Raw genomic sequence first — 19473 nt, 5'->3', positions numbered from 1 at the left:
TCGCCAGTGCATCAGGACACGATGCGGCACCGCGAGTCCCGGCCCGACACGCTACCCGCTTACTACGTCCTGGCAGATTCGCTCTTAGCGAGCAGAGGCAGGTACACGGAGCCGCCCATTCGTGCGAACTCGGCCGACTTGTGCGCCATTCCCGCCTCGATCGCTTCTGCGCTCGACAGACCGTGTTCCTCCGCATAGGCTCGCACATCCGCCGAGATCCGCATGGAACAGAACTTCGGTCCGCACATCGAACAGAAGTGCGCCGTCTTCGCGGGCTCTGCCGGCAGGGTCTCATCGTGAAAACTACGCGCCGTGTCCGGATCGAGGGAAAGAGCGAACTGATCGTTCCAGCGGAACTCGAACCGTGCCCGGCTGAGCGCATCGTCACGTTCCTGCGCTCGCGAATGCCCTTTGGCCAGGTCCGCGGCGTGGGCGGCGATCTTGTACGTGATCACACCGGTCTTGACGTCGTCGCGGTTGGGCAGCCCGAGGTGCTCCTTCGGCGTCACGTAGCAGAGCATGGCCGTGCCGGCCTGGGCGATCATCGCCGCGCCGATCGCCGAGGTGATGTGATCATAGGCGGGCGCGATGTCGGTGGCGAGCGGGCCCAGCGTATAGAACGGGGCCTCTTCGCACAGTTCCTCCTCCAGGCGCACGTTCTCGACGATCTTGTGCATCGGCACATGGCCGGGACCTTCGATCATCACCTGCACGCCATGCGACTTGGCGATCTTCGTCAGCTCCCCGAGGGTTCGCAACTCAGCGAATTGCGCCTCGTCGTTCGCATCCGCAATGGACCCTGGGCGCAGTCCGTCGCCCAGCGAGAACGTGACGTCGTACGTGCGGAAGATCTCGCACAATTCCACGAAATGCGTGTAAAGAAAGCTCTCCGTATGGTGCGCGAGGCACCAGGCGGCCATGATCGAGCCGCCCCGCGAGACGATCCCGGTGACCCGCTTCGCGGTGAGCGGAACATAGCGCAGCAGGACGCCGGCGTGCACCGTCATATAGTCGACGCCCTGCTCACACTGTTCGATGACGGTGTCCCGGTAGATCTCCCACGTCAACGCGGTCGGGTCGCCTTTGACCTTCTCCAGCGCCTGGTAGATCGGAACGGTTCCGACCGGGATGGGCGAGTTCCGCAGGATCCATTCGCGGGTGGTGTGGATGTCCTTCCCCGTCGACAGGTCCATGAGCGTGTCCGCGCCCCACCTCGCAGCCCACACCATCTTCTCCACCTCCTCCGATATAGAGGAGGTGACAGCCGAATTGCCGATGTTCGCGTTGATCTTCACGGCGAACGCCTTGCCGATGATCATCGGCTCGCTCTCAGGATGCTTGTGGTTGGCCGGGATGACGGCTCGCCCTCTGGCGACCTCATCGCGCACAAGCTCTTCACCGACACCTTCACGAGCGGCGATGTACGCCATCTCCGGGGTGACGATCCCAGCGCGTGCCCACACCAGCTGGGTCGCCGCCCCATCGATCGGTTCCGGGTGCTCCCACGCCGTCCTCATCGGCGCCAGACCCGACTCGACGTCGATCTCCGCGGTGTCGTCTGTGTAGGGACCCGAGGTGTCGTACAGGTCGAAATGCTCACCGTTGGACAGGCTCACTCGTCGCACCGGGATGGACATCCCAGGCCGACCCGGCACCGGTTCGTACCGTTTGCCGCTGCCGAACACGGGTCCGGTCGTGACGGCTGACTGGTTCTGCGCGTCGCTGAATGGCATCGTTCTCCTCTTCCTACGCCGGCATTACCCGGACAGGTTCTACGGTCGACGACCCTTCAGTCGTCCTCTCAGTTCGCTGGTACGAACTCCCGCGGTTACGTGACTTCCGGCAGTCTACCCCGTGACGCGCGCAGCGATGGGTGGAAGCATCGCGCGAAGCGTTTGAGCAGCGGCTCGGGGGTCGGAGGCTTCGGTGATGGCGCGCACGACGACGATTCGCGTGGCGCCCGCATCGATCACCTGCGGCATTGTTTCGAGGTCGACGCCCCCGATGGCGAACCAGGGACGGGCGTCGCCCGTCTCGCGTGACCTCCGCGCAGCGTAGCGGACCAGCTCGAGTCCCACAGCCGCTCGCCCAGGCTTCGTGGGGGTCGCCCACACCGGGCCGACGCAGAAGTAGCCGAGGTCGGCGGATCTGAGCGCCGCATCCACGTGATCTGTCGAGTGGGTGGAGAGCCCCACCTGGACGGCGGGGCTCAGAAGGGACCGCGCACCGTCGATCGGAAGGTCTTGCTGGCCGAGATGGAGCACGGGCGCGCCGGAAACGGCCGCGATGTCGGCGCGGTCGTTCACCGCCCAGAGCTTTCCATGGCGGGCGGCGACCCCCGCGAGCACCGCGAGGTGCCGCAGTTCTTCGGCTGCTCCGAGGGATCTGTCACGCAATTGGACGATGTCGACGCCTCCGGCATATGCCGCGTCGACGAAGTCGGCGAAGTCGTTCTGGCGGCTGCGGGCGTCGGTGCAGAGATAGAGCTGGGCAAAGGCGATAGGCACGTCATCACCCTAAGCTGCACGACTAGACTCGATGCCATTACTGCGGGAGCCCCACCCTTCACTGGGGCTGAGAGGGCGTTCGGCGCCGACCGCTTGACCTGATCCGGTTCGTACCGGCGTAGGGAAGGAACAGGATGCACGCTGCATCGCACCCGAACGGCGAACCCCGCGCCGACGTCGCCGTAGTCGGCGGCGGAATCGTCGGGCTCATGATCGCCTGGGAGCTCGTGCGGTCCGACCGCACCGTTCGTGTGATCGACCCGGACCCCGCCGGCGGAGCGAGCTACGCGGCCGCCGGAATGCTCGCAGCCGTGAGCGAGCTCCACTACCAAGAAGACGCGTTGCTCGCACTGATGCTGGAGTCCGCCCAGCTCTGGCCGGGCCTTCTGGACTCATTGCCCGAGGGCACCCGGGACACCGGGTATCGAACGGCGCAGACCCTCGTGCTCGGACTGGACGCAGCCGACAAGCGGGCACTCACGGATCTGCGAGCGGCGCAGGCGCGGCACGGCCTCGAGGTCGAGCCGTTGTCGGTGCGCGAGGCGCGACGGATCGAGCCCATGCTCTCGCCGAGCCTCTCCTGTGCTTTTCACGTCGCGGCCGATCATCAGGTCGATCCGCGTCGTGTGTGCAGGCAACTCATCGCCGCGATCGGGTCACGGGGCGGCTCACTCGTGCGAGCATCGGCGGTCGCGTTGCTGCGGGCGGAGCCGGGCGAGAACGCTCGCGTGACCGGAGTCGCACTCGACGACGGGAGCGGGGTTCTCGCAGGCGAGGTGATCGTCGCCAACGGGCTCGGCGCATCCGGCCTCGGCGGTCTGCTCGCGCCTCTCGAATCGGCGCTTCGCCCTGTGCACGGGGACATCCTCCGGCTGCGCGTCCCTGACCGCCTGCGCCCACTGCTCACGGCGACCGTGCGCGGGGTCGTGCGCGGTCACCCTGTGTACCTTGTCCCAAGGGATGACGGCACGCTCGTGGTCGGCGCGACCTCACGCGAAGACGGCCTTTCCGGCGTTGCCGCAGGCGGCGTGTACCAGTTGCTGCGGGATGCGCAGGCCCTGGCTCCTGCGGTGGCAGAGCTAGAACTCGTGGAGGTCACCGCGCGGGCGCGACCGGGAACCCGGGACAACGCACCCCTGCTCGGACGCATGCGCGACACCGACGGCGAGTCCATCGCCGGGCTTGTCGTCGCGACCGGCTTCTATCGCCACGGCGTATTGCTGAGCCCGGTCGCCGCCGACCTCTGCCGACGAGTCGTCGACGGCGAGAGTCCTTCGAGCCTCGATGCATTCCACCCCGACCGCTTCTCGCAAGCGAAGAGCAAGGAGCCCGTATGATCACCATCCGCCTCAATGGAAGCCCGCGCACGCTGGCACCGGGATCGACGCTGTCCGCACTCGTCGCCGAAGTCACCGGTCGCAAGGTCAGGGCCGACGGGCACTCCGCCGACGGCGGACGCCTCGGCATCGCGGTTGCACGCAACTCTGCTGTGGTGTCACGCACCACCTGGGCGACGACCGGACTTCAGGACGGCGACGACATCGAAATCGTCGGCGCAGTACAAGGAGGCTGACATGCAGGACACCACTGACGACCCGCTCATCATCGACGGCGTGACCCTCGGCTCCCGCCTGATCATGGGCACGGGAGGCGCACCAGGTCTCGACGGGCTCGCTGACGCCCTCATCGCCTCTGGCACCGAGCTGACCACCGTCGCCCTGCGCCGGTATGACCCGACCACCGCCGGATCATTGTTCGAGATCGTCGAAGGCTTGGGAATCCGGGTACTGCCGAATACGGCCGGCTGCTTCACGGCACGGGATGCGGTGCTCACCGCAGAGCTCGCGCGTGAGGCGCTCGAGACGAACTGGGTCAAACTCGAAGTCATCGCCGACGAAGAGACGCTGCTGCCCGATCCGATTGAGCTCGTCGAAGCCACTGAAATGTTGACTGCCCGCGGATTCTCGGTGTTCGCATACACGAACGACGACCCGGTCGTCGCGCGACGCCTGGAACAGGTGGGCGCTGTCGCCGTCATGCCGCTCGGCGCGCCGATCGGAACCGGCCTCGGCATCCTGAACCCCCACAACATCGAGCTGATCGTCTCGCGCGCCGGTGTGCCCGTCGTCCTCGATGCGGGTATTGGCACTGCGTCGGACGCGGCGCTGGCGATGGAACTGGGATGCGACGCCGTGCTGCTGGCGACGGCGGTGACACGGGCGCAGGATCCCGTCCGAATGGCACGCGCCTTCAGCCACGCGGTGAAGGCCGGGCGCCTTGCATCGCAGGCGGGGCGCATCCCGCGCCGTGAGCTTGCGCTGGCCTCGTCGAGCATGGAGGGGCGGCCGGACCTGTGAATTCACTGCCGCCACTCGGAGAGCCAGGGCCTGACCTCGATCCGGCGCAGGTGGAACGGTCTTCGCGCAACCTGATGCTGCCAGGGTTCGGCGTGCTCGGGCAACGCCGCCTGGCGAACGCGCGCGTGCTCGTGGTCGGCGCTGGTGGCCTCGGCTCGCCGGCGCTGCTCTACCTGGCCGCCGCCGGGGTCGGCACGATCGGCGTCGTCGACGACGACGTGGTCGAGGTGAGCAATCTGCAACGGCAGGTCATCCACGGCACCGGCGACCTGGGTCGGCTGAAGGTGGATTCGGCGCGGTCCGCTATCGCCGAGGTGAATCCCCTCGTCGATGTCGAGACCCATGCGTTTCGGCTGGATGCGGCCAACGCCCTCGAACTCGTGTCCGGCTACGACCTCGTCGTCGACGGCTCCGACAATTTCGCGACCCGGTATCTGGTCAGTGACACGGCGGCCTTCGCGAGCGTCCCGGATGTCTGGGGTGCGGTGCTGCGCTTCGCCGGCCAGGTCAGCGTGTTCTGGGCACCGCACGGTCCGAGCTACCGCGACCTCTTCCCCGAGCCACCCGAGCCCGGGTCTGTGCCGAGCTGTGGCACGGCCGGGGTTCTGGGGGCCGTGTGTGGTGTGATCGGAGCAGTGATGGCGAGCGAGGCGGTCAAGCTGATCACGGGCATCGGGTCCCCGCTCCTCGGACGGCTGCAGCTGTTCGACGCGCTCACCGCGAGCTGGCGCGAGATCGAGTTCGAGAGAGACCCCGACGCCTCCCCCGTGACGATGCTCGCCGACTACGATGCGTTCTGCGGAACGACGTCGGGCGCGGATGACCGGGATGCGATCACGGTCGAGCAGTTGCGCGCCCTGCTCGACGAACGGGCAGCCGGACGGGCGGATTTCGACCTGATCGACGTCCGTGAGGCCGGCGAACGAGAGATCGTGAGCATTCCGGGTTCCCGCTCCGTGCCACTCGCAGATCTGGTCGCCGGAGCAGCGCTGGCCGACCTGCCCCGGGATCGCGAGCTCTACGTATACTGCAAAGCGGGTCTGCGCTCGGCGCAGGCCGTTGACGCCCTCGCCCGAGCCGGGTTCACGCACGCCACGCAGGTCACGGGAGGCATCCTCGAATGGGTCCGGATCGTCGCGCCCGGTCGCGCCTATTGACGACGACCCCCGCCGACGGCGGCCCGGCCAGGTAGCACGAGACGCCCTGACCGACAGCGGTGTCTGCGACTCCTGGCGGCGAGTCACGTAGGCGACCTTCACAACTGGAATGTCACGATCAAGGGCGTCGCTGTCGTCAAGGACCGAACGTAGGCGAACCACGCCGCAGAAGATACCGTGCGACCGAACGATGGCGAGACGGACGCGAGGATAACGGGTTCAATGCGGCTCATCCCTCAAAGATCGAGGAGAAGTGTCAGAGCCAAACGACCCAAAAGTGTCAGAGATCTATTGATACAGAACTGTCGGAGATGTCCTGACACGTAACACTTGTCGGATCAGAAGTGACAATAGCGAACCACCTTATTTAACTTAGACTACTAAATGAAAATAAGGCGCACCGGCAAATCGCTGAGGAGGGCGGGTAAAGCCATGTCCAATGGTAAATCGAACGCACCGGACTCGCTCCGCTGGCCGCCACTCACGACCGAGCAACATCCGTGGCTCTCCCGCTTCAACAGCGATGACCTCACACGGGCGCAACGCGATCGCATCCACCGGCCGTACTCATCTGCCATGGTCCCGGCGATCGCACATCTCTCAATCGATATCCCCGGCGACCTCGCCACCGATATCGACGAGGCGACTCAGCTTCTCACTCGATTCGATGCAGAAGTTGGACCAGGAGGACTTCCTTTCGCGTCGATCCTACTTCGCACGGAGTCAGCATCGTCTTCCGAGATCGAGAACCTGACCAGCGGCGCGCGAGCAATCGCCGAGGCGGAGCTGGGTGACCGCGACACCGGCAACGCCGCACAGATCGTGCGCAATGTCCGCGCGATGGAGGCCGCGCTAGCTGTACCCGGCCATCAGGTTGCCGGACACGCCGGATTCCGTGGTTGTGAACGGCACGGCGCGTGGCCCCAACGCGGATGACGGGGCGGTTCGCGTCGTCGATCGAACCTTCGAGAGCATGCCGATTCAGGCGACTGCGGCGAAGACGCGGCAATCGACAGGAGTCACGACTGAGCCGTATGTCCCGATTCCTCTCCCGCCCGGAGTCGAGTTGGCAGTGGGAGAGGCGGTGCAGGTGAATTACAGCGACGGCGTGGTGACGCAACAGGCCATCACACTTTCGTGCACGTCAACTTCTTCAGTCGAGACCCCCTACGTCTCCTCAGGGTACGCTCGGTCGCGGCATTCCCACGGGATCAGCTCGGGGTGTGCCCAAACGGCATCCGTCAACGGCATCCTTTCGTCGTTTGCGTGGCCCTGGTGGTACCAGCGATCCTTCGTGACGGTGTCGGTCACCCCGGGCGCTACGGTGTCCTGGTCAACTACCCGGGCATGTCAGAGCAGCGGATCTACGACCTGGCATTCGGAGAACGCAATCGGCTCGTCTATCGCGGCGCTGTCGCCTGACGTCAATCTAGCGTGCAATCCCGGTTGACGCCGAAACTGATGCGTGACAAGGAGGCATGATGGTCGTATCGGATTCCCCTGCTGAGTTGGGTCGTGCACGATTGAGCGGTTCCAAGATCGCCGTGTCGTTGGTACTCGGTGTCCTCACGGGCGTCGTTGTCTACTACGTCATCGCGGTGGTCGCGACGGCGCAAGTCCCTGGGAACTTCACGGTCAATCCTTTGACCCTGGCGTTGATCGCTCTCGTCGGCGCCCTCGTGGTCGCCATTGCGTGGCGCTGGCCCGTCGTCGGCCTGACGGCCGGCGTTGTCATCGTCCTCGTGGTGGCCGCCGTTGTGGCAGCGCGAATCGGATGGTCGGCGTCGGGTTCGGATTGGCTGAATCCGTTCAATGCGGTGGCCTTCGGCGCAGCGAGCGGCTACCCGGTGCTCGTCGGCGCCGTGATGGCCAGCGTGTCCGCGTTGAGACTGCGCTCCCGACCCGCGTAACACCGAGCCACGGATCCTCAACATGGCCCCCGGTCGCCTTGGGCGACCGGGGGCTACCCTCTTTTTCCCTACACATGCGAAAAGCCCCGGATCCCAGTGTTTACAAGGGATCTCGGGGCGTTTTCATGGCGGTACCGGTGGGATTTGAACCCACGGTGGACTTTCACCCACACAACTTTTCGAGAGTTGCACCTTCGGCCGCTCGGACACGGTACCGCGGACGAGTTTAGTTGAGCATGACCTTCTGCGCGAATCAGGGCGCGGATGATGGCACAAGCCCCGTCGTTGCGTACGGCACCCGTGCCGTACATGAGCCGCAACTCCGCGAAACGCGCAAACTCACGAGCAGAGACGGTCGCATCCGGCTCGCTCGACGCTACCAGCCGAGCTCAGGGCGGCGGCCGGGCGCAGCGCCGGTAGCGCGCGACGGAGCCACGAGCATGCGAACGATTCGAGTGCGAGAAATGGTGGCGCCCACCCCGGGCGGGCGCGATCACCGGAGTGACCGACATCCGGCGTGGTCTCGGATCTCACACGGCCGGTCACACCAGATATATGCAGCAAACGATCAGGGGGCGCTCGGATTCGAGGACTATCTTCATTTCGTGTCTGTTTCCCCCCACGAGACCGACCGCGCGGTCCTCCGCCCGATCCGGCCTCTTCAGCGCGTGCCCATCGCCCGATCCGGCACACCGCGCAACCCCCGAACCCGCGAACCAAGGTCGCAGGTGCTCGACCGCGGCATCCGTCGCCCTGTCGACGCCACCGTCCAGGCCGTCGTCGCCGGCTTCTCCCTCGCGCTCACGGCCATGCTCGGCGCTCTCGGCTGGCCTCGCTTCCGCGCACGCATGGCCGAGAACGCCGCGGTACTCAGCGAAACCTTGCCCGTGCACTCGAAGTGGTGGCGAGACCATGCCAAGAAACGCGGCGAGTTGCTCTACGTCGCCATCGGCGACAGCGCTGCGCAAGGCATTGGCGCCAGCCGCCCAGATGCCAGCTATGTCGGCGTGCTCGCCGCGCGCATGCGTTCAGTGACCGGCCGCAGTCTGCGTGTCGTGAATCTGAGCGTCTCCGGGGCGACGGTCGCGCTGGCCGTGCGCGACCAGCTCCCATGCTTCGTAGCCTTGCAGCCGGATGTCGTGACCGTGTCGATCGGTGCCAACGACGTCGCGCAGTGGAACGGCGCCCACTTCGCCGACGGCATCCGCGAGATCTTCTCGGCCTTGCCCTCCCATGCCCTCGTGGCAGACCTCCCATGCTTCCATCTGCCGCACAACGAGCGCACCGTGGCCCGCGCAAATCGCATCCTGCGCCGGATCGCCGCAGAGTTCGGGCTCACGGTCGTTCCACTGCACGAGACCACGAGGCGGCAGGGTCTCCTCGGTATCCTCACCCAGTTCGCACAGGACATGTTCCACCCGAACGATCACGGGTACCGGGTGTGGGCGGATGCCTTCATCCCCTCCCTCGCAGCCGCGCTCGCCAAGCGTTTTCCCAAGCCGTCGGACGCCGTTGCCGCCGTTGTCGGAAGCTCGGGCTAAGCTCGCCACATGGCCCGCCCCACCTCCACCTTCCGCTGCGCGGAGTGCGGTTGGACGAGCGTCCGCTGGGTCGGCCGCTGCGGCGAGTGCCAGCAGTGGGGAACGGTGCTCGACGTCGCCGACCAGGTCGGGATCGTGCGCTCGCTCAAACCCGTCATCGTGTCCGATGACCGCTCGGCACGACCGATCACGACGATCACGACGGATTCCGTTCAGCACTGGCCGAGCAGAATCGGCGAGTTCGACCGGGTTCTCGGCGGCGGAATCGTACCGGGTGCCGCCATCCTGTTGAGTGGCGAACCCGGGGTCGGCAAGTCGACCCTGCTACTGGAGGTCGCCGCTCGCGCCGCGTCAACCGGGCGGCGCGTGCTCTACGTGAGCGCCGAGGAGTCCGTGCACCAGGTGCGGCTGCGCGCCGAGCGCACGGGCGCCCTGGAGCCGACCCTCTTCCTCGCCTCCGAGACCGATCTCGCCACGATCCTCGGGCAGATCGACTCCGTCGAGCCGCAGCTCGTGATCGTCGACTCCGTGCAGACCGTCTCGAGCTCGCTCTCGGACGGCCTCGCCGGGCAGCCAGGACAGGTGCGAGAAGTGGCTTCGACCCTCATCCGGGTCGCCAAGGATCGCAACCTCCCTGTGCTGCTCGTCGGCCACGTCACGAAAGACGGCTCGATCGCCGGCCCGCGCCTGCTCGAGCATCTCGTCGACGTGGTCTGCCAGTTCGAGGGCGACCGCCAGACGGCCCTCCGTTTCGTGCGCGCTTTGAAGAACCGCTTCGGGCCCACCGACGAGGTGGGCTGCTTCGAGATGACCGGCGACGGCATCGCCGAGGTCACCGACCCGAGCGGGCTCTTCCTCAGCCGCGGTAGCGACCCGATCTCTGGCACGTGCGTGACCGTCGCCCTCGAGGGCAGGCGTGCCCTCCCTGTCGAGGTGCAGGCGCTCGTCGTGGCCAATCCGGCCCCTAATCCACGACGCGTCACGAACGGGGTCGACGCATCGCGCGTGGCCATGCTCATCGCCGTGCTCGAACGGCGAGCCCACATCCCGCTCGGCGGCATGGACGTCTACGTCTCAACGGTGGGCGGCGTGCGACTCGTCGAGCCGGCCGCTGACCTAGCCATCGCCCTGGCGATCGCCTCGGCCGCACGCGACAAACCCATCGCCCACAACGTCGTGGCCGTCGGCGAGATCAGCCTCGCCGGCGAGATCCGCTCGGTCAGCTCCGAGAAGCACCGCGGGGCCGAGGCGGCGCGCCTCGGCTTCCGCACACGTATCGACGCCCGCAGTGGCACCGTCCACACCGCCGTCGCGCAAGCATTCGCCTCGGTGCAAGACGTGCGCGAGCGCGAGCTCGACGCCGCGTTCTGAGACCCACAGGTCTGAGTCCGACAGGCCTGACAGCCCTGAGTCCGACAGGTGAGCCTTGCAGATCCTGAATCGGCCAGATCCCGAGTTCGACCAGTTCTGACCACGACGAGTAACGCTGGCGGATGCCGAGGCGGAACAAGCGAGCCGCTCCAAGCCCGAAACCATCGGTCGACAGGCTTCGGCGACCTCTTCCGGCATCCTCGAACGCTCAGGCGTCGAGTGCGCCAAGCAGCTCGGAGGGCGAGGCTTGCATGGGATACGGCCCGGCGATGTCGAGGAACACCATCGTGATGTCCTCGCCGTGCCGACGCAAAAAGGCGCGCAGCCAATCCGGACTGTACAGACCGACGGTCGGCGGCAGGTTCGCAGGCTTGTTCGCGGCATCGCTGAACAGCAGCAGCGCGACCTCGCTCGTGTTCGGATCACGATACATCCAGACCTCGCCTGAGTCGATCGACTTGTCGGGATCACCGGCTTTGAGCAGAGGCACAATCGTGTTGCCGTGCCTGAGCGCCAACGCGACCGCAGCGACGTCCTGTCGCTCCAGCGCCGTGGCAAGAGCCTCTGAACGGAAAACGAGGAGACGTTTCGAATCGGAGCGCGACCCCTTTCGTGCCTGTGTCATGAGTCCAGCGTAATCATCGGTCGAACCTAGAGAAAATGCGGGTTCCCGGTCTCGTCGAACCTTCGGCGCTTGCCCTGATGGATCATGCGACACGATGGCGTCGGATCCTTGCGTAGACGAGAGGCAGTCTCTTCCGATGTCAACAGTCTGACCGTCATTTGTGTGTTGATCGACGAACACGTCCAAGATGCGATGATGTGTTAGATCGATGCAATTTGCTAGCATTTTATTTGTGTGGCCCAGAATCATGTGGGTATTTTCCGTGCAGCGATCGATAAGACGATAAGAAGAAGGATGTAGCGCGGAATGTCGAGCGAGCCCGCGAGAGCAACCGTTGGCCTCACGCAGGGTTGGCTTCGCGTCCCACTGAAATGGCCGTGAGCGGAATCCGCCAGGCAGCTACGATCGCCCGTATCGAGGACGGCCAGAGGCTCGCCCAGGATGCCGGAGGCGATTGCGAACACTCATCTGCTCGAACACCGAGTCGAAGACTTGGCGGGATCGTCCGGGGCGGCAAACGTGCGCGACATGTCCCATGTTTCTCACAACCGCAGTCTCGACATTCGAGTCGGCGCTCACGCCGTGTTCACAAACGCTGGATGATCGCCGCAGCGCTTGACCGAATGCACCCCGACGGCCAGCCGGCGTGCCGCACCTGAACACGATACTCGACGGCGTGAACCCGGCAGCCTGTGACTAGCATGACGAGCTTCTGTCGACGAGTTCTGAACCTTTCGACAGCGTGCGACAGATCTGCTCCAGCGAACAGACGCCCATGTCCGTCCTCATCGAGGTGCGACCTCGGCGTTCGATGGCTGTGTATGGGCGACGGTGTTTGGCAGGGTCGTCTCGACGCTTTTGCTCTAAGACAGAGAGAGTGCTGAGCCACTAGCTGTGCTCGATCTTCGGACGTGATGAGATCAGCTGCGCCCTCCACTCTGCTGATCCCCGCATCGGACGGGATCACCGAACGGAGTTCAGATCCTGGAGGAGTCGAGGCGTCCGCCATTGGCCGACCATGAACGGCCACCGTTGGATCGGGTAGGCGAGGCGGACCACGAAGTAGTTCACGTATTCGACAACGCCAAAAAACCATACCGTCACAATGCCCACCGCTGCACCGACATGAACCGGCAACCACACGAGAACGCCGAGCAGGCCCGCCACCAGAAGAACAACGTCGAGGATCCGAAACGCACGGTACAGACCCACAAGGGGCGCCGGCATCGGCGCCCGTTCCACCCAGTTGCGCGCCAGCAGCCAATAGACGCCCATCTGCCCAAGGATCACGAGCAGCGGGACTAGTGCCGACGACAGCGCCGCAGAATCCTGTCTGCTCTCCAGCCGGGGCATCACAACGCTCGCGGCTACGACGGCAAAGACCGCCGCGGCGGCCAGCTCGCCCGCGCCAAGGCTCAGGTATTTGCGCCGCAACGTCTCTCGCCGCTCGTCCACCACGCAATCACCCTATCCACTCAGCGCGAATAGGGTGACATGCTCTAGCACAAGGACAATCCGCGGGAACCCTCTGTGGACTCTTCGCGGACCGGTCCCGCTGCTTCCCTATGGGCTAAGGGGACACGCTAATAGAGCTAATAGAGCAGGAACTGCTTCGGATCGGCCGACTCGATGCCGTCGACGCTCACCGCGAGGTAGTAGGAGGCACCCCCGGCGGGCACGACCGGTCTGTCGGTCGCGTCGCAGGTCTCAGGGGCCGAGCGCGTGCGATCCCACCCGATCGGAGTGCTCGAGCTGATCGCCTTGCCCGGCTCGAGCGACACCTGCGCATCGACGGGGTTCTGCTGGCAATCGGTCGAAAGCCAGTACACCTCGTCACCACTCTTGACCGTGAAAACCTGCTTCGAAGTCCCAGCATCGATCACACAGGCTTTCGACCCGGTGTTCGTGATCGTCAGCGAAAGCTTCGGCTGCTCACCCGGGTCGTAGTCGACCTGATCGGTGATCGCCTCGACACGTACCTTCTTCGGATCGCAGGCCGCACCCTCGACCTCGGTGTTCTCGGTCGGGATGGTCGAACCGTCTGGCGGGGTCGTGCCGCTGGGCGTCGATGTCGACACCCCACCGGTAGCACCGGGCTCCGGCGCACCCGAACTCGAACCCGGACGCACGACGATGAGGACGACGACGACGATCACAGCCAGCAGGCCAAGGCCCACCAGGAGCCTTCGGCGCCAGTAGACCTTGCTGGACTGGCGGCCGACGGGATGCTTGAGCGTCGACATGCCCCTAGGGTAACGACGGGGTAGGGCTATCGTGCCCAGGCGACACGGCGCGCCCGCGAGTCGCGGTTTCCGCTCAGGAAAGCTGTTTGAGCATCCGGGTGTTGCCAAGGGTGTTGGGCTTCACCCGGGCGAGGTCGAGGAACTCGGCGACGCCCTCGTCGGGCGAACGCACGAGCTCGGCGTAGACCTCGGCGTCGACGGTCTCGTCTCCCATCTCGTGAAAGCCGTTCCGTCCGAAGAAGCCCACCTCGAAGGTGAGGCAGAACAACCGGGTGAGGCCGAGATCGCGGGCATCCGACTCCAGGCGACTCAGCAGCGCATGACCGACACCACGGCCGAGCCACTCGGGTGCCACGGCGAGTGTGCGCACCTCGGCGAGGTCCTGCCACATGACGTGCAGCGCGCCGCAGCCGATGAGCTCGCCGTCGTCGCCCTCGGCGATCCGGAACTCCTGAACGGCCTCGTAGAACACGACCGCGTCTTTGCCGAGCAGGATGCGCTGCTGCACGAGAGGTTCGACGAGCGCCTGGATGCGCGGCACGTCGCCCGTGCGCGCCCGGCGCACGTCATAGCCGCCCGTGCCCGCGCCGTGCTCACGCCGGGTCTCACGCTGGTTCTGCTCAGCCACTCGGGTCGTATCCTCTCGCGTCGGTGTTGGGCAAGTCTACGGATGCCGCCACCGCGAGCTCGGTCGCGCAGCCACGCCGCGATGCAGAAAGAGGGGCGCCGATGCCGAAAACGGGACGCGCCAGAAGGCGCGACCCGTTCGCGGCGCCGACGACTAACCGGTGATTGCGATGTCCGGGGTCGCCGGGCCGGTTCCGAGGGCGGCGCTCGCATTGACGCTGGACGTCACCGGCAGATCACGCTTGGAGGTCGTGAACACGAACTCGCCGTTCAGGAAGTCGATGTGCACATGGTCGCCCGGGTTGAGGTCGCCGTGCAGAATCTTCTCCGAGAGCCGGTCCTCCACCTCGCGCTGCACCGCACGACGCAACGGCCTGGCTCCCAGAGCCGGGTCGAAGCCGACCTCGATGAGGTGCTCTTTGGCTGCGACGGCGAGTTCGACGGTCATGTCGCGGTCGAGCATCCGTGCGCTCAGGCGCTTGATGAACAGGTCGACGATTTGCAGGAGTTCCGGCTTCGACAACTGCGGGAACACGATGATCTCATCGACACGGTTGAGGAACTCGGGCTTGAAGTGCTTCTTGAGCTCCTCGTTCACCTTGCCGCGCATGCGGTCGTAGTCGGTGGCGGTGTCTCCCTCGACCTGGAAGCCCACGGGGCCGCCCGAGATGTCCTTCGTGCCGAGGTTGGTCGTCATGATGATGACTGTGTTCTTGAAGTCGACGACACGACCCTGACCATCCGTCAGACGCCCTTCCTCCAAGATCTGGAGGAGCGAGTTGAAGATGTCGGGGTGGGCCTTCTCGATCTCGTCGAACAGCACGACGCTGAAAGGCTTGCGACGAACCTTCTCGGTGAGCTGACCGCCCTCTTCGAAGCCGACGAACCCCGGAGGGGCTCCGAACAGCCGCGAGACCGTGTGCTTCTCTCCATATTCGCTCATGTCGAGCGAGATCATGGCGGCCTCGTCGTCGAAGAGGAACTCGGCGAGCGCCTTGGCGAGCTCGGTCTTTCCCACGCCGGTCGGGCCTGCGAAGATGAACGAGCCCGAGGGGCGCTTCGGGTCCTTGAGGCCGGCACGCGTGCGGCGGATGGTCTTGGCGAGGGCCGAGATGGCCTCCTCCTGGCCGATGACCCGTTCGTGCAGGGCCTTCTCCATGAAGACGAGCCGGCTCGACTCCTCCTCGGTGAGCTTGAACACGGGGATCCCGGTCGCCTGAGCCAGTACCTCGGCGATGAGACCTTCGTCGACGACGGCCGTGGTCTTGACGTCGCCGGACTTCCACTGCTTCTCGAGCCGCAGGCGCTCGCCGAGGAGGTTCTTCTCCTCGTCGCGCAGGCTCGCGGCCTTCTCGAAGTCCTGGTCTTCGATCGCGGTCTCCTTGGCGGCGCGCACCACGGCGATCTTCTCGTCGAACTCCCGCAGCTCTGGTGGGCTCGAAAGGATCGAGAGACGCAGACGCGCGCCGGCCTCGTCGATCAGGTCGATGGCCTTGTCAGGCAAGAAGCGGTCGCTGACGTAGCGGTCGGCGAGGTTCGCCGCTGCCACGATAGCGCCATCCGTGATCGAGACCTTGTGGTGCGCCTCGTAGCGGTCGCGAAGGCCCTTGAGGATGTTGATCGTGTGGGGCAGCGACGGCTCGGCCACCTGGATCGGCTGGAAGCGGCGCTCGAGGGCGGCATCCTTCTCGAAGTGCTTGCGGTACTCGTCGATGGTCGTCGCGCCGATGGTCTGCAGCTCGCCGCGGGCGAGAAGCGGCTTGAGGATGCTTGCGGCGTCGATCGCGCCCTCGGCCGCGCCCGCACCCACGAGGGTGTGGATCTCGTCGATGAAGACGATGATGTCGCCGCGCGTGCGGATCTCCTTGGTGACCTTCTTGAGGCGCTCCTCGAAGTCGCCGCGGTAGCGGCTTCCGGCGATGAGCGAACCGAGATCGAGCGAGTAGAGCTGCTTGTCCTTGAGCGTCTCGGGCACGTCGCCCTTGACGATGGCCTGGGCGAGCCCCTCGACGACAGCGGTCTTGCCGACACCGGGTTCGCCGATGAGCACGGGGTTGTTCTTGGAGCGGCGCGAGAGGATCTGCATGACCCGCTCGATCTCCTTCTCGCGTCCGATCACCGGGTCGAGCTTGCCGTCACGCGCCGCCTGCGTGAGGTTGCGGCCGAACTGATCGAGGATCTGCGAACCGCCCTGAGCCTGCACCTGCTCGTTCGCGCCGACCTGCACCTGCTCTTTGCCCTGGTAGCCGGAGAGTAGCTGGATGACCTGCTGGCGCACCCGGTTGAGGTCTGCGCCGAGCTTGACGAGCACCTGGGCTGCGACGCCCTCACCCTCCCGGATGAGGCCGAGCAGGATGTGCTCGGTTCCGATGTAGTTGTGACCGAGTTGCAGAGCCTCCCGCAGCGACAACTCGAGCACCTTCTTGGCGCGAGGCGTGAAGGGGATGTGCCCCGTCGGCTGCTGCTGGCCCTGGCCGATGATGTCCTGCACCTGCTCGCGCACGGCGTCGAGCGAGATGCCCAGTGACTCGAGGGCCTTGGCGGCGACGCCCTCGCCCTCGTGGATCAGACCGAGCAGGATGTGCTCGGTTCCGATGTAGTTGTGGTTGAGCATCTTGGCCTCTTCTTGAGCCAAGACGACGACGCGTCGGGCGCGGTCGGTAAATCTCTCGAACATCATCACTCCTCACGACGCCGCGCACGTCACGCTGCACCGATACAAAGAGAGTAACCAGCGCAGCGGCCCAATATGCCGCTGTTCGCCCATGGCGGAGGGCTGGTCGCGACCGCTGCGGACGTCGCATCCGCGCGCGAGGACGATGAGTATCGCCGTCACCACCAAGCACAGCGCGTCTCCTCGCCCGCGCGAGAGGAATCCAGGGGAGGCCATGGCCCGCTGAGGCGGCCGATCCCAATGAAAACGGCCTCCACTGCAAGCTATGCCTCCCGCCGGGATTCGGGAGGCATAGGATGCCGCCATGAGCAACCTCGAACGCGAGCCGGCGGAGCTGGTCTGCGAGTACATCGAGGCAGCGGCCGGTCCAGACGCCGTCGAGATCCTTCAGGCGCGCGAAGTGCCGCTCGGCGGGCCACGCGCAATGCCGGTTCACCGCACCTTGCCCCAGCGCAGGCGCACCACGATCGGCGCCTGGTGCTTCGTCGACCATTACGGCCCCGACGACGTGAGCACGACCGGGGGCATGGTGGTCCCGCCGCATCCGCACACCGGACTGCAGACCGCGAGCTGGCTCTTCGCAGGCGAGATCGAGCACCGCGACAGCGTTGGCAGCCGTGCGACGGTGCGGCCGGGCGAGCTCAACCTGATGACGGCCGGACGAGGCATCGCGCACTCGGAGGTGTCGACTCCCGGCACGACGACGCTGCACGGTGTGCAGCTCTGGATCGCCCTGCCGGGCAGGGTGCGCGACGCGACCGCATTCTTCGAGCGGCACGACGCTGCACGCGCCACCCTGGACGGAACCGAGGTGCGGGTGTTCATCGGCGAGCTCGCCGGCGCACGCAGCGCTGCCTCCGTCTTCAGTCCTCTGCTCGGCGCCCAGCTCGATCTGCCGCCGCACGCCGACGTCACCGTGCCGCTCGACCCCGGCTTCGAGCACGGCATCCTCGTGGATGCGGGGCCTGTACACCTCGACGGAACCGCGGCGACGCGCACCGAACTCGCCTACCTCAAGCCCGGTCGAGCCGTCGTTCGGCTGCGGGCGGGACAGGATGGCGGACGCATCGTGCTTCTGGGCGGCGAGCCGTTCGGCGAGCAACTCGTCATGTGGTGGAACTTCATCGGGCGCAGTCACGATGAGATCGTCGCGTTCCGCGGGCAGTGGCAGAGGGAGGTCATCGCCGGCGAGAGAGCGGATGGGCGCTTCGGTGCCGTCGACGGCTATCCCGGGCGAGCACTGCCCGCTCCTGAGTTGCCGACGGTGCGGCTCAAGCCACGCGGCTGATACGACTTGCCACCGGGTGCCACCGGGTACCACCGGGAAAGCTCGCTATGCCGCTGTTCGCCGCGAACGTGACGCCGCGGTCCGAAAGATTTGCGCTCCATGACGATAATCGATATGTTAACGATTATCGTTGTTATCGATCATCGTTATGGAGTTTGTCATGCCTGATACCAGCAGAATCAACGGGATCTCCCGAGGCGATCGCGCCTCGCTCGCTCTGACCATCGGCGGCGGGATCGTCGCCGGCGTCGTCACCATCGTCTTGCTCGCGCAGCGCATCCTCGAGATCGTGCCGAACCGGGACGTCCCCGTCCCGGCGCAGTTCATTCAGACCCCGGCAGAGCTGCCGATCGGGCCGGGGGGATCACTCGTAGCGGTGAGCGTCGACGAGGCCACGATCCGGGTGTCGGACATGCCGGGCATCACGGTGTTCGCGCTCGTCGCGTCCGCCATCGTGACCGCGGTGACCATCTGCGCGATCCTCGCCTGCGTCTGCCTCTTCTGCCGCAACCTCATCCGCGGCGAGGCCTTCAGCCGAGCCAACATCCGGCTCGTGATGATCGCCGCGATGACGATCATGATCGGCTGGGCCGTCGGCAACCTGTTCGCCTGGATAAGCCTGAACGGAGCGTTCGCCGCTCTCAGCGAACACGGCTACGACAACCCGATCTTCCTCAGCTTCACGCCGACGCCGCTGTTCGTCGCGATCGCGCTCGGCGCGATCGGGGTCGCCTTCCAGATCGGGGCGAAACTGCAGCGCGAGACCGAAGGACTCGTCTGATGGCGCCGGCCGAACAGGAGAACGACGAGATCCACTGCCGCCTCGACGAACTGCTCGCCGAACGGGGGATGACTCTCACGCGCCTCAGCGAACTCGTCGGCGTGAGCGTCGTGAACCTCAGCGTGCTGAAGAACGACAGGGCTCGCGCCATCCGCTTCTCCACGCTCCGCGCGATCTGCGACGCCCTCGGCTGCGAGGTCGGCGAGCTGCTCGTGATCAGCCGCGAAGCGCCTTCGACATGACGTCACGCCGGAGACCGGTGCCGCCCAACGTCGTCGTGATCGCTCCGGCTTCTCGAACACGATCGTGTGCGAGGCCCCACCGTGCGGGCTGCACGTCGGAGAGCTGCACGTCGGACAACGCTGCACCGGAGAACGGTGCGAACGTCGTCT

Annotated in this window: 19 protein-coding genes, 1 tRNA gene and 1 riboswitch; of the genes, 12 read left to right on the top strand and 8 right to left on the bottom strand. The window is 65.8% G+C overall.

From position 1 onward, the window contains the following. Positions 1 to 62: 62 nt before the first annotated feature. Entirely contained in the window at positions 63 to 1733 is a 1671-nt protein-coding gene (thiC, locus tag ACFQB0_RS11825) for a phosphomethylpyrimidine synthase ThiC (RefSeq protein ID WP_386731790.1), read from the bottom strand. A gap of 114 nt (positions 1734 to 1847) precedes the next feature. Next, the gene (thiE, locus tag ACFQB0_RS11820) at positions 1848 to 2507 is read right to left on the bottom strand and encodes a thiamine phosphate synthase (RefSeq protein WP_386731787.1); all 660 of its coding nucleotides are present in this window, start codon (positions 2505 to 2507) and stop codon (positions 1848 to 1850) included. A gap of 32 nt (positions 2508 to 2539) precedes the next feature. Further along, a riboswitch (TPP riboswitch) is annotated at positions 2540 to 2649 on the top strand. On the opposite strand from thiE, the gene thiO reads away from it, so the two are divergent. The 7 genes from thiO (at position 2642) to ACFQB0_RS11785 (ending at position 7931) form a co-directional block, all read left to right on the top strand. After that, a complete protein-coding gene (gene thiO / locus ACFQB0_RS11815) occupies positions 2642 to 3844 on the top strand; it encodes a glycine oxidase ThiO (protein ID WP_386731784.1) in 1203 nt (400 codons plus the stop codon). (Overlaps the previous riboswitch by 8 nt.) Continuing rightward, on the top strand, positions 3841 to 4080 hold the full coding sequence (gene thiS / locus ACFQB0_RS11810) for a sulfur carrier protein ThiS (protein ID WP_386731782.1): 240 nt from the start codon (positions 3841 to 3843) through the stop codon (positions 4078 to 4080). Before thiO ends, thiS begins: the two co-directional genes overlap by 4 nt. A gap of 1 nt (position 4081) precedes the next feature. After that, positions 4082 to 4864 carry a thiazole synthase gene (locus tag ACFQB0_RS11805; protein ID WP_386731780.1) on the top strand — a complete coding sequence of 261 codons (783 nt, stop codon included), beginning with the start codon at positions 4082 to 4084 and terminating at the stop codon, positions 4862 to 4864. Then, entirely contained in the window at positions 4861 to 6021 is a 1161-nt protein-coding gene (moeB, locus tag ACFQB0_RS11800; RefSeq protein WP_386731779.1) for a molybdopterin-synthase adenylyltransferase MoeB, read from the top strand. Before ACFQB0_RS11805 ends, moeB begins: the two co-directional genes overlap by 4 nt. A gap of 432 nt (positions 6022 to 6453) precedes the next feature. Then, positions 6454 to 6957 carry a hypothetical protein gene (locus ACFQB0_RS11795; RefSeq protein WP_386731776.1) on the top strand — a complete coding sequence of 168 codons (504 nt, stop codon included), beginning with the start codon at positions 6454 to 6456 and terminating at the stop codon, positions 6955 to 6957. Between the two features lie 339 nt (positions 6958 to 7296). Continuing rightward, the gene (locus ACFQB0_RS11790) at positions 7297 to 7443 is read left to right on the top strand and encodes a hypothetical protein (protein ID WP_386731773.1); all 147 of its coding nucleotides are present in this window, start codon (positions 7297 to 7299) and stop codon (positions 7441 to 7443) included. Between the two features lie 56 nt (positions 7444 to 7499). After that, positions 7500 to 7931 carry a hypothetical protein gene (locus ACFQB0_RS11785; protein ID WP_386731771.1) on the top strand — a complete coding sequence of 144 codons (432 nt, stop codon included), beginning with the start codon at positions 7500 to 7502 and terminating at the stop codon, positions 7929 to 7931. A 126-nt stretch (positions 7932 to 8057) separates the two neighbouring features. Here ACFQB0_RS11785 and ACFQB0_RS11780 read toward each other — a convergent pair. After that, a tRNA-Ser gene (locus ACFQB0_RS11780) sits at positions 8058 to 8147 on the bottom strand. 389 nt (positions 8148 to 8536) lie between these two features. Here ACFQB0_RS11780 and ACFQB0_RS11775 point away from each other — a divergent pair. Together ACFQB0_RS11775 and radA are read left to right on the top strand one after the other, a co-directional pair. Further along, a complete protein-coding gene (locus ACFQB0_RS11775; protein ID WP_386731768.1) occupies positions 8537 to 9472 on the top strand; it encodes an SGNH/GDSL hydrolase family protein in 936 nt (311 codons plus the stop codon). A 9-nt stretch (positions 9473 to 9481) separates the two neighbouring features. Beyond that, entirely contained in the window at positions 9482 to 10843 is a 1362-nt protein-coding gene (gene radA / locus ACFQB0_RS11770; RefSeq protein WP_386731766.1) for a DNA repair protein RadA, read from the top strand. Positions 10844 to 11051: 208 nt separating this feature from the next. Here the strand turns inward: radA and ACFQB0_RS11765 are convergent, their stop codons facing one another. The 5 genes from ACFQB0_RS11765 to ACFQB0_RS11745 form a co-directional block, all read right to left on the bottom strand. Then, positions 11052 to 11468 carry a dehydrogenase gene (locus ACFQB0_RS11765; RefSeq protein WP_386731763.1) on the bottom strand — a complete coding sequence of 139 codons (417 nt, stop codon included), beginning with the start codon at positions 11466 to 11468 and terminating at the stop codon, positions 11052 to 11054. Between the two features lie 963 nt (positions 11469 to 12431). Next, complete coding sequence (locus tag ACFQB0_RS11760; RefSeq protein WP_386731760.1) at positions 12432 to 12926, bottom strand: hypothetical protein; 495 nt, start codon at positions 12924 to 12926, stop codon at positions 12432 to 12434. A 134-nt stretch (positions 12927 to 13060) separates the two neighbouring features. After that, positions 13061 to 13711, bottom strand: coding sequence for a hypothetical protein (locus ACFQB0_RS11755; RefSeq protein WP_386731759.1), 651 nt, complete (start codon positions 13709 to 13711; stop codon positions 13061 to 13063). 73 nt (positions 13712 to 13784) lie between these two features. After that, positions 13785 to 14276, bottom strand: a complete 492-nt coding sequence (locus ACFQB0_RS11750) for an amino-acid N-acetyltransferase (protein ID WP_386732801.1) — start codon at positions 14274 to 14276, stop codon at positions 13785 to 13787. 216 nt (positions 14277 to 14492) lie between these two features. After that, on the bottom strand, positions 14493 to 17015 hold the full coding sequence (locus ACFQB0_RS11745) for an ATP-dependent Clp protease ATP-binding subunit (RefSeq protein WP_386731756.1): 2523 nt from the start codon (positions 17013 to 17015) through the stop codon (positions 14493 to 14495). A 301-nt stretch (positions 17016 to 17316) separates the two neighbouring features. On the opposite strand from ACFQB0_RS11745, the gene ACFQB0_RS11740 reads away from it, so the two are divergent. The 3 genes from ACFQB0_RS11740 (at position 17317) to ACFQB0_RS11730 (ending at position 19323) form a co-directional block, all read left to right on the top strand. Beyond that, positions 17317 to 18300 (top strand): pirin family protein, encoded by a 984-nt coding sequence (locus tag ACFQB0_RS11740; RefSeq protein ID WP_386731754.1) that lies wholly within the window; start codon positions 17317 to 17319, stop codon positions 18298 to 18300. A 160-nt stretch (positions 18301 to 18460) separates the two neighbouring features. Beyond that, positions 18461 to 19081: a DUF2975 domain-containing protein gene (locus ACFQB0_RS11735; RefSeq protein WP_386731751.1), complete on the top strand. Its 621-nt coding sequence runs from the start codon at positions 18461 to 18463 to the stop codon at positions 19079 to 19081. Continuing rightward, positions 19081 to 19323: a helix-turn-helix domain-containing protein gene (locus tag ACFQB0_RS11730; protein WP_386731748.1), complete on the top strand. Its 243-nt coding sequence runs from the start codon at positions 19081 to 19083 to the stop codon at positions 19321 to 19323. The genes ACFQB0_RS11735 and ACFQB0_RS11730 overlap by 1 nt, the downstream gene beginning before the upstream one ends. Positions 19324 to 19473 lie beyond the last annotated feature (150 nt).

It is taken from the genome of Luethyella okanaganae, assembly GCF_042660285.1.
GTDB lineage: Bacteria > Actinomycetota > Actinomycetes > Actinomycetales > Microbacteriaceae > Luethyella > Luethyella okanaganae.
This window is presented reverse-complemented; position numbering and strand designations above follow the sequence as displayed.

What these genes read in the sequence shown, in the direction of transcription:
- thiC (WP_386731790.1), bottom strand. Translation starts at nt 1,733, where the DNA reads ATGCCATTCAGCGACGCGCAGAACCAGTCAGCCGTCACGACCGGACCC.
- thiO (WP_386731784.1), top strand. Translation starts at nt 2,642, where the DNA reads ATGCACGCTGCATCGCACCCGAACGGCGAACCCCGCGCCGACGTCGCC.
- thiS (WP_386731782.1), top strand. Translation starts at nt 3,841, where the DNA reads ATGATCACCATCCGCCTCAATGGAAGCCCGCGCACGCTGGCACCGGGA.
- ACFQB0_RS11805 (WP_386731780.1), top strand. Translation starts at nt 4,082, where the DNA reads ATGCAGGACACCACTGACGACCCGCTCATCATCGACGGCGTGACCCTC.
- ACFQB0_RS11795 (WP_386731776.1), top strand. Translation starts at nt 6,454, where the DNA reads ATGTCCAATGGTAAATCGAACGCACCGGACTCGCTCCGCTGGCCGCCA.
- ACFQB0_RS11785 (WP_386731771.1), top strand. Translation starts at nt 7,500, where the DNA reads ATGATGGTCGTATCGGATTCCCCTGCTGAGTTGGGTCGTGCACGATTG.
- radA (WP_386731766.1), top strand. Translation starts at nt 9,482, where the DNA reads ATGGCCCGCCCCACCTCCACCTTCCGCTGCGCGGAGTGCGGTTGGACG.
- ACFQB0_RS11765 (WP_386731763.1), bottom strand. Translation starts at nt 11,468, where the DNA reads ATGACACAGGCACGAAAGGGGTCGCGCTCCGATTCGAAACGTCTCCTC.
- ACFQB0_RS11755 (WP_386731759.1), bottom strand. Translation starts at nt 13,711, where the DNA reads ATGTCGACGCTCAAGCATCCCGTCGGCCGCCAGTCCAGCAAGGTCTAC.
- ACFQB0_RS11745 (WP_386731756.1), bottom strand. Translation starts at nt 17,015, where the DNA reads ATGTTCGAGAGATTTACCGACCGCGCCCGACGCGTCGTCGTCTTGGCT.
- ACFQB0_RS11740 (WP_386731754.1), top strand. Translation starts at nt 17,317, where the DNA reads ATGAGCAACCTCGAACGCGAGCCGGCGGAGCTGGTCTGCGAGTACATC.
- ACFQB0_RS11735 (WP_386731751.1), top strand. Translation starts at nt 18,461, where the DNA reads ATGCCTGATACCAGCAGAATCAACGGGATCTCCCGAGGCGATCGCGCC.
- ACFQB0_RS11730 (WP_386731748.1), top strand. Translation starts at nt 19,081, where the DNA reads ATGGCGCCGGCCGAACAGGAGAACGACGAGATCCACTGCCGCCTCGAC.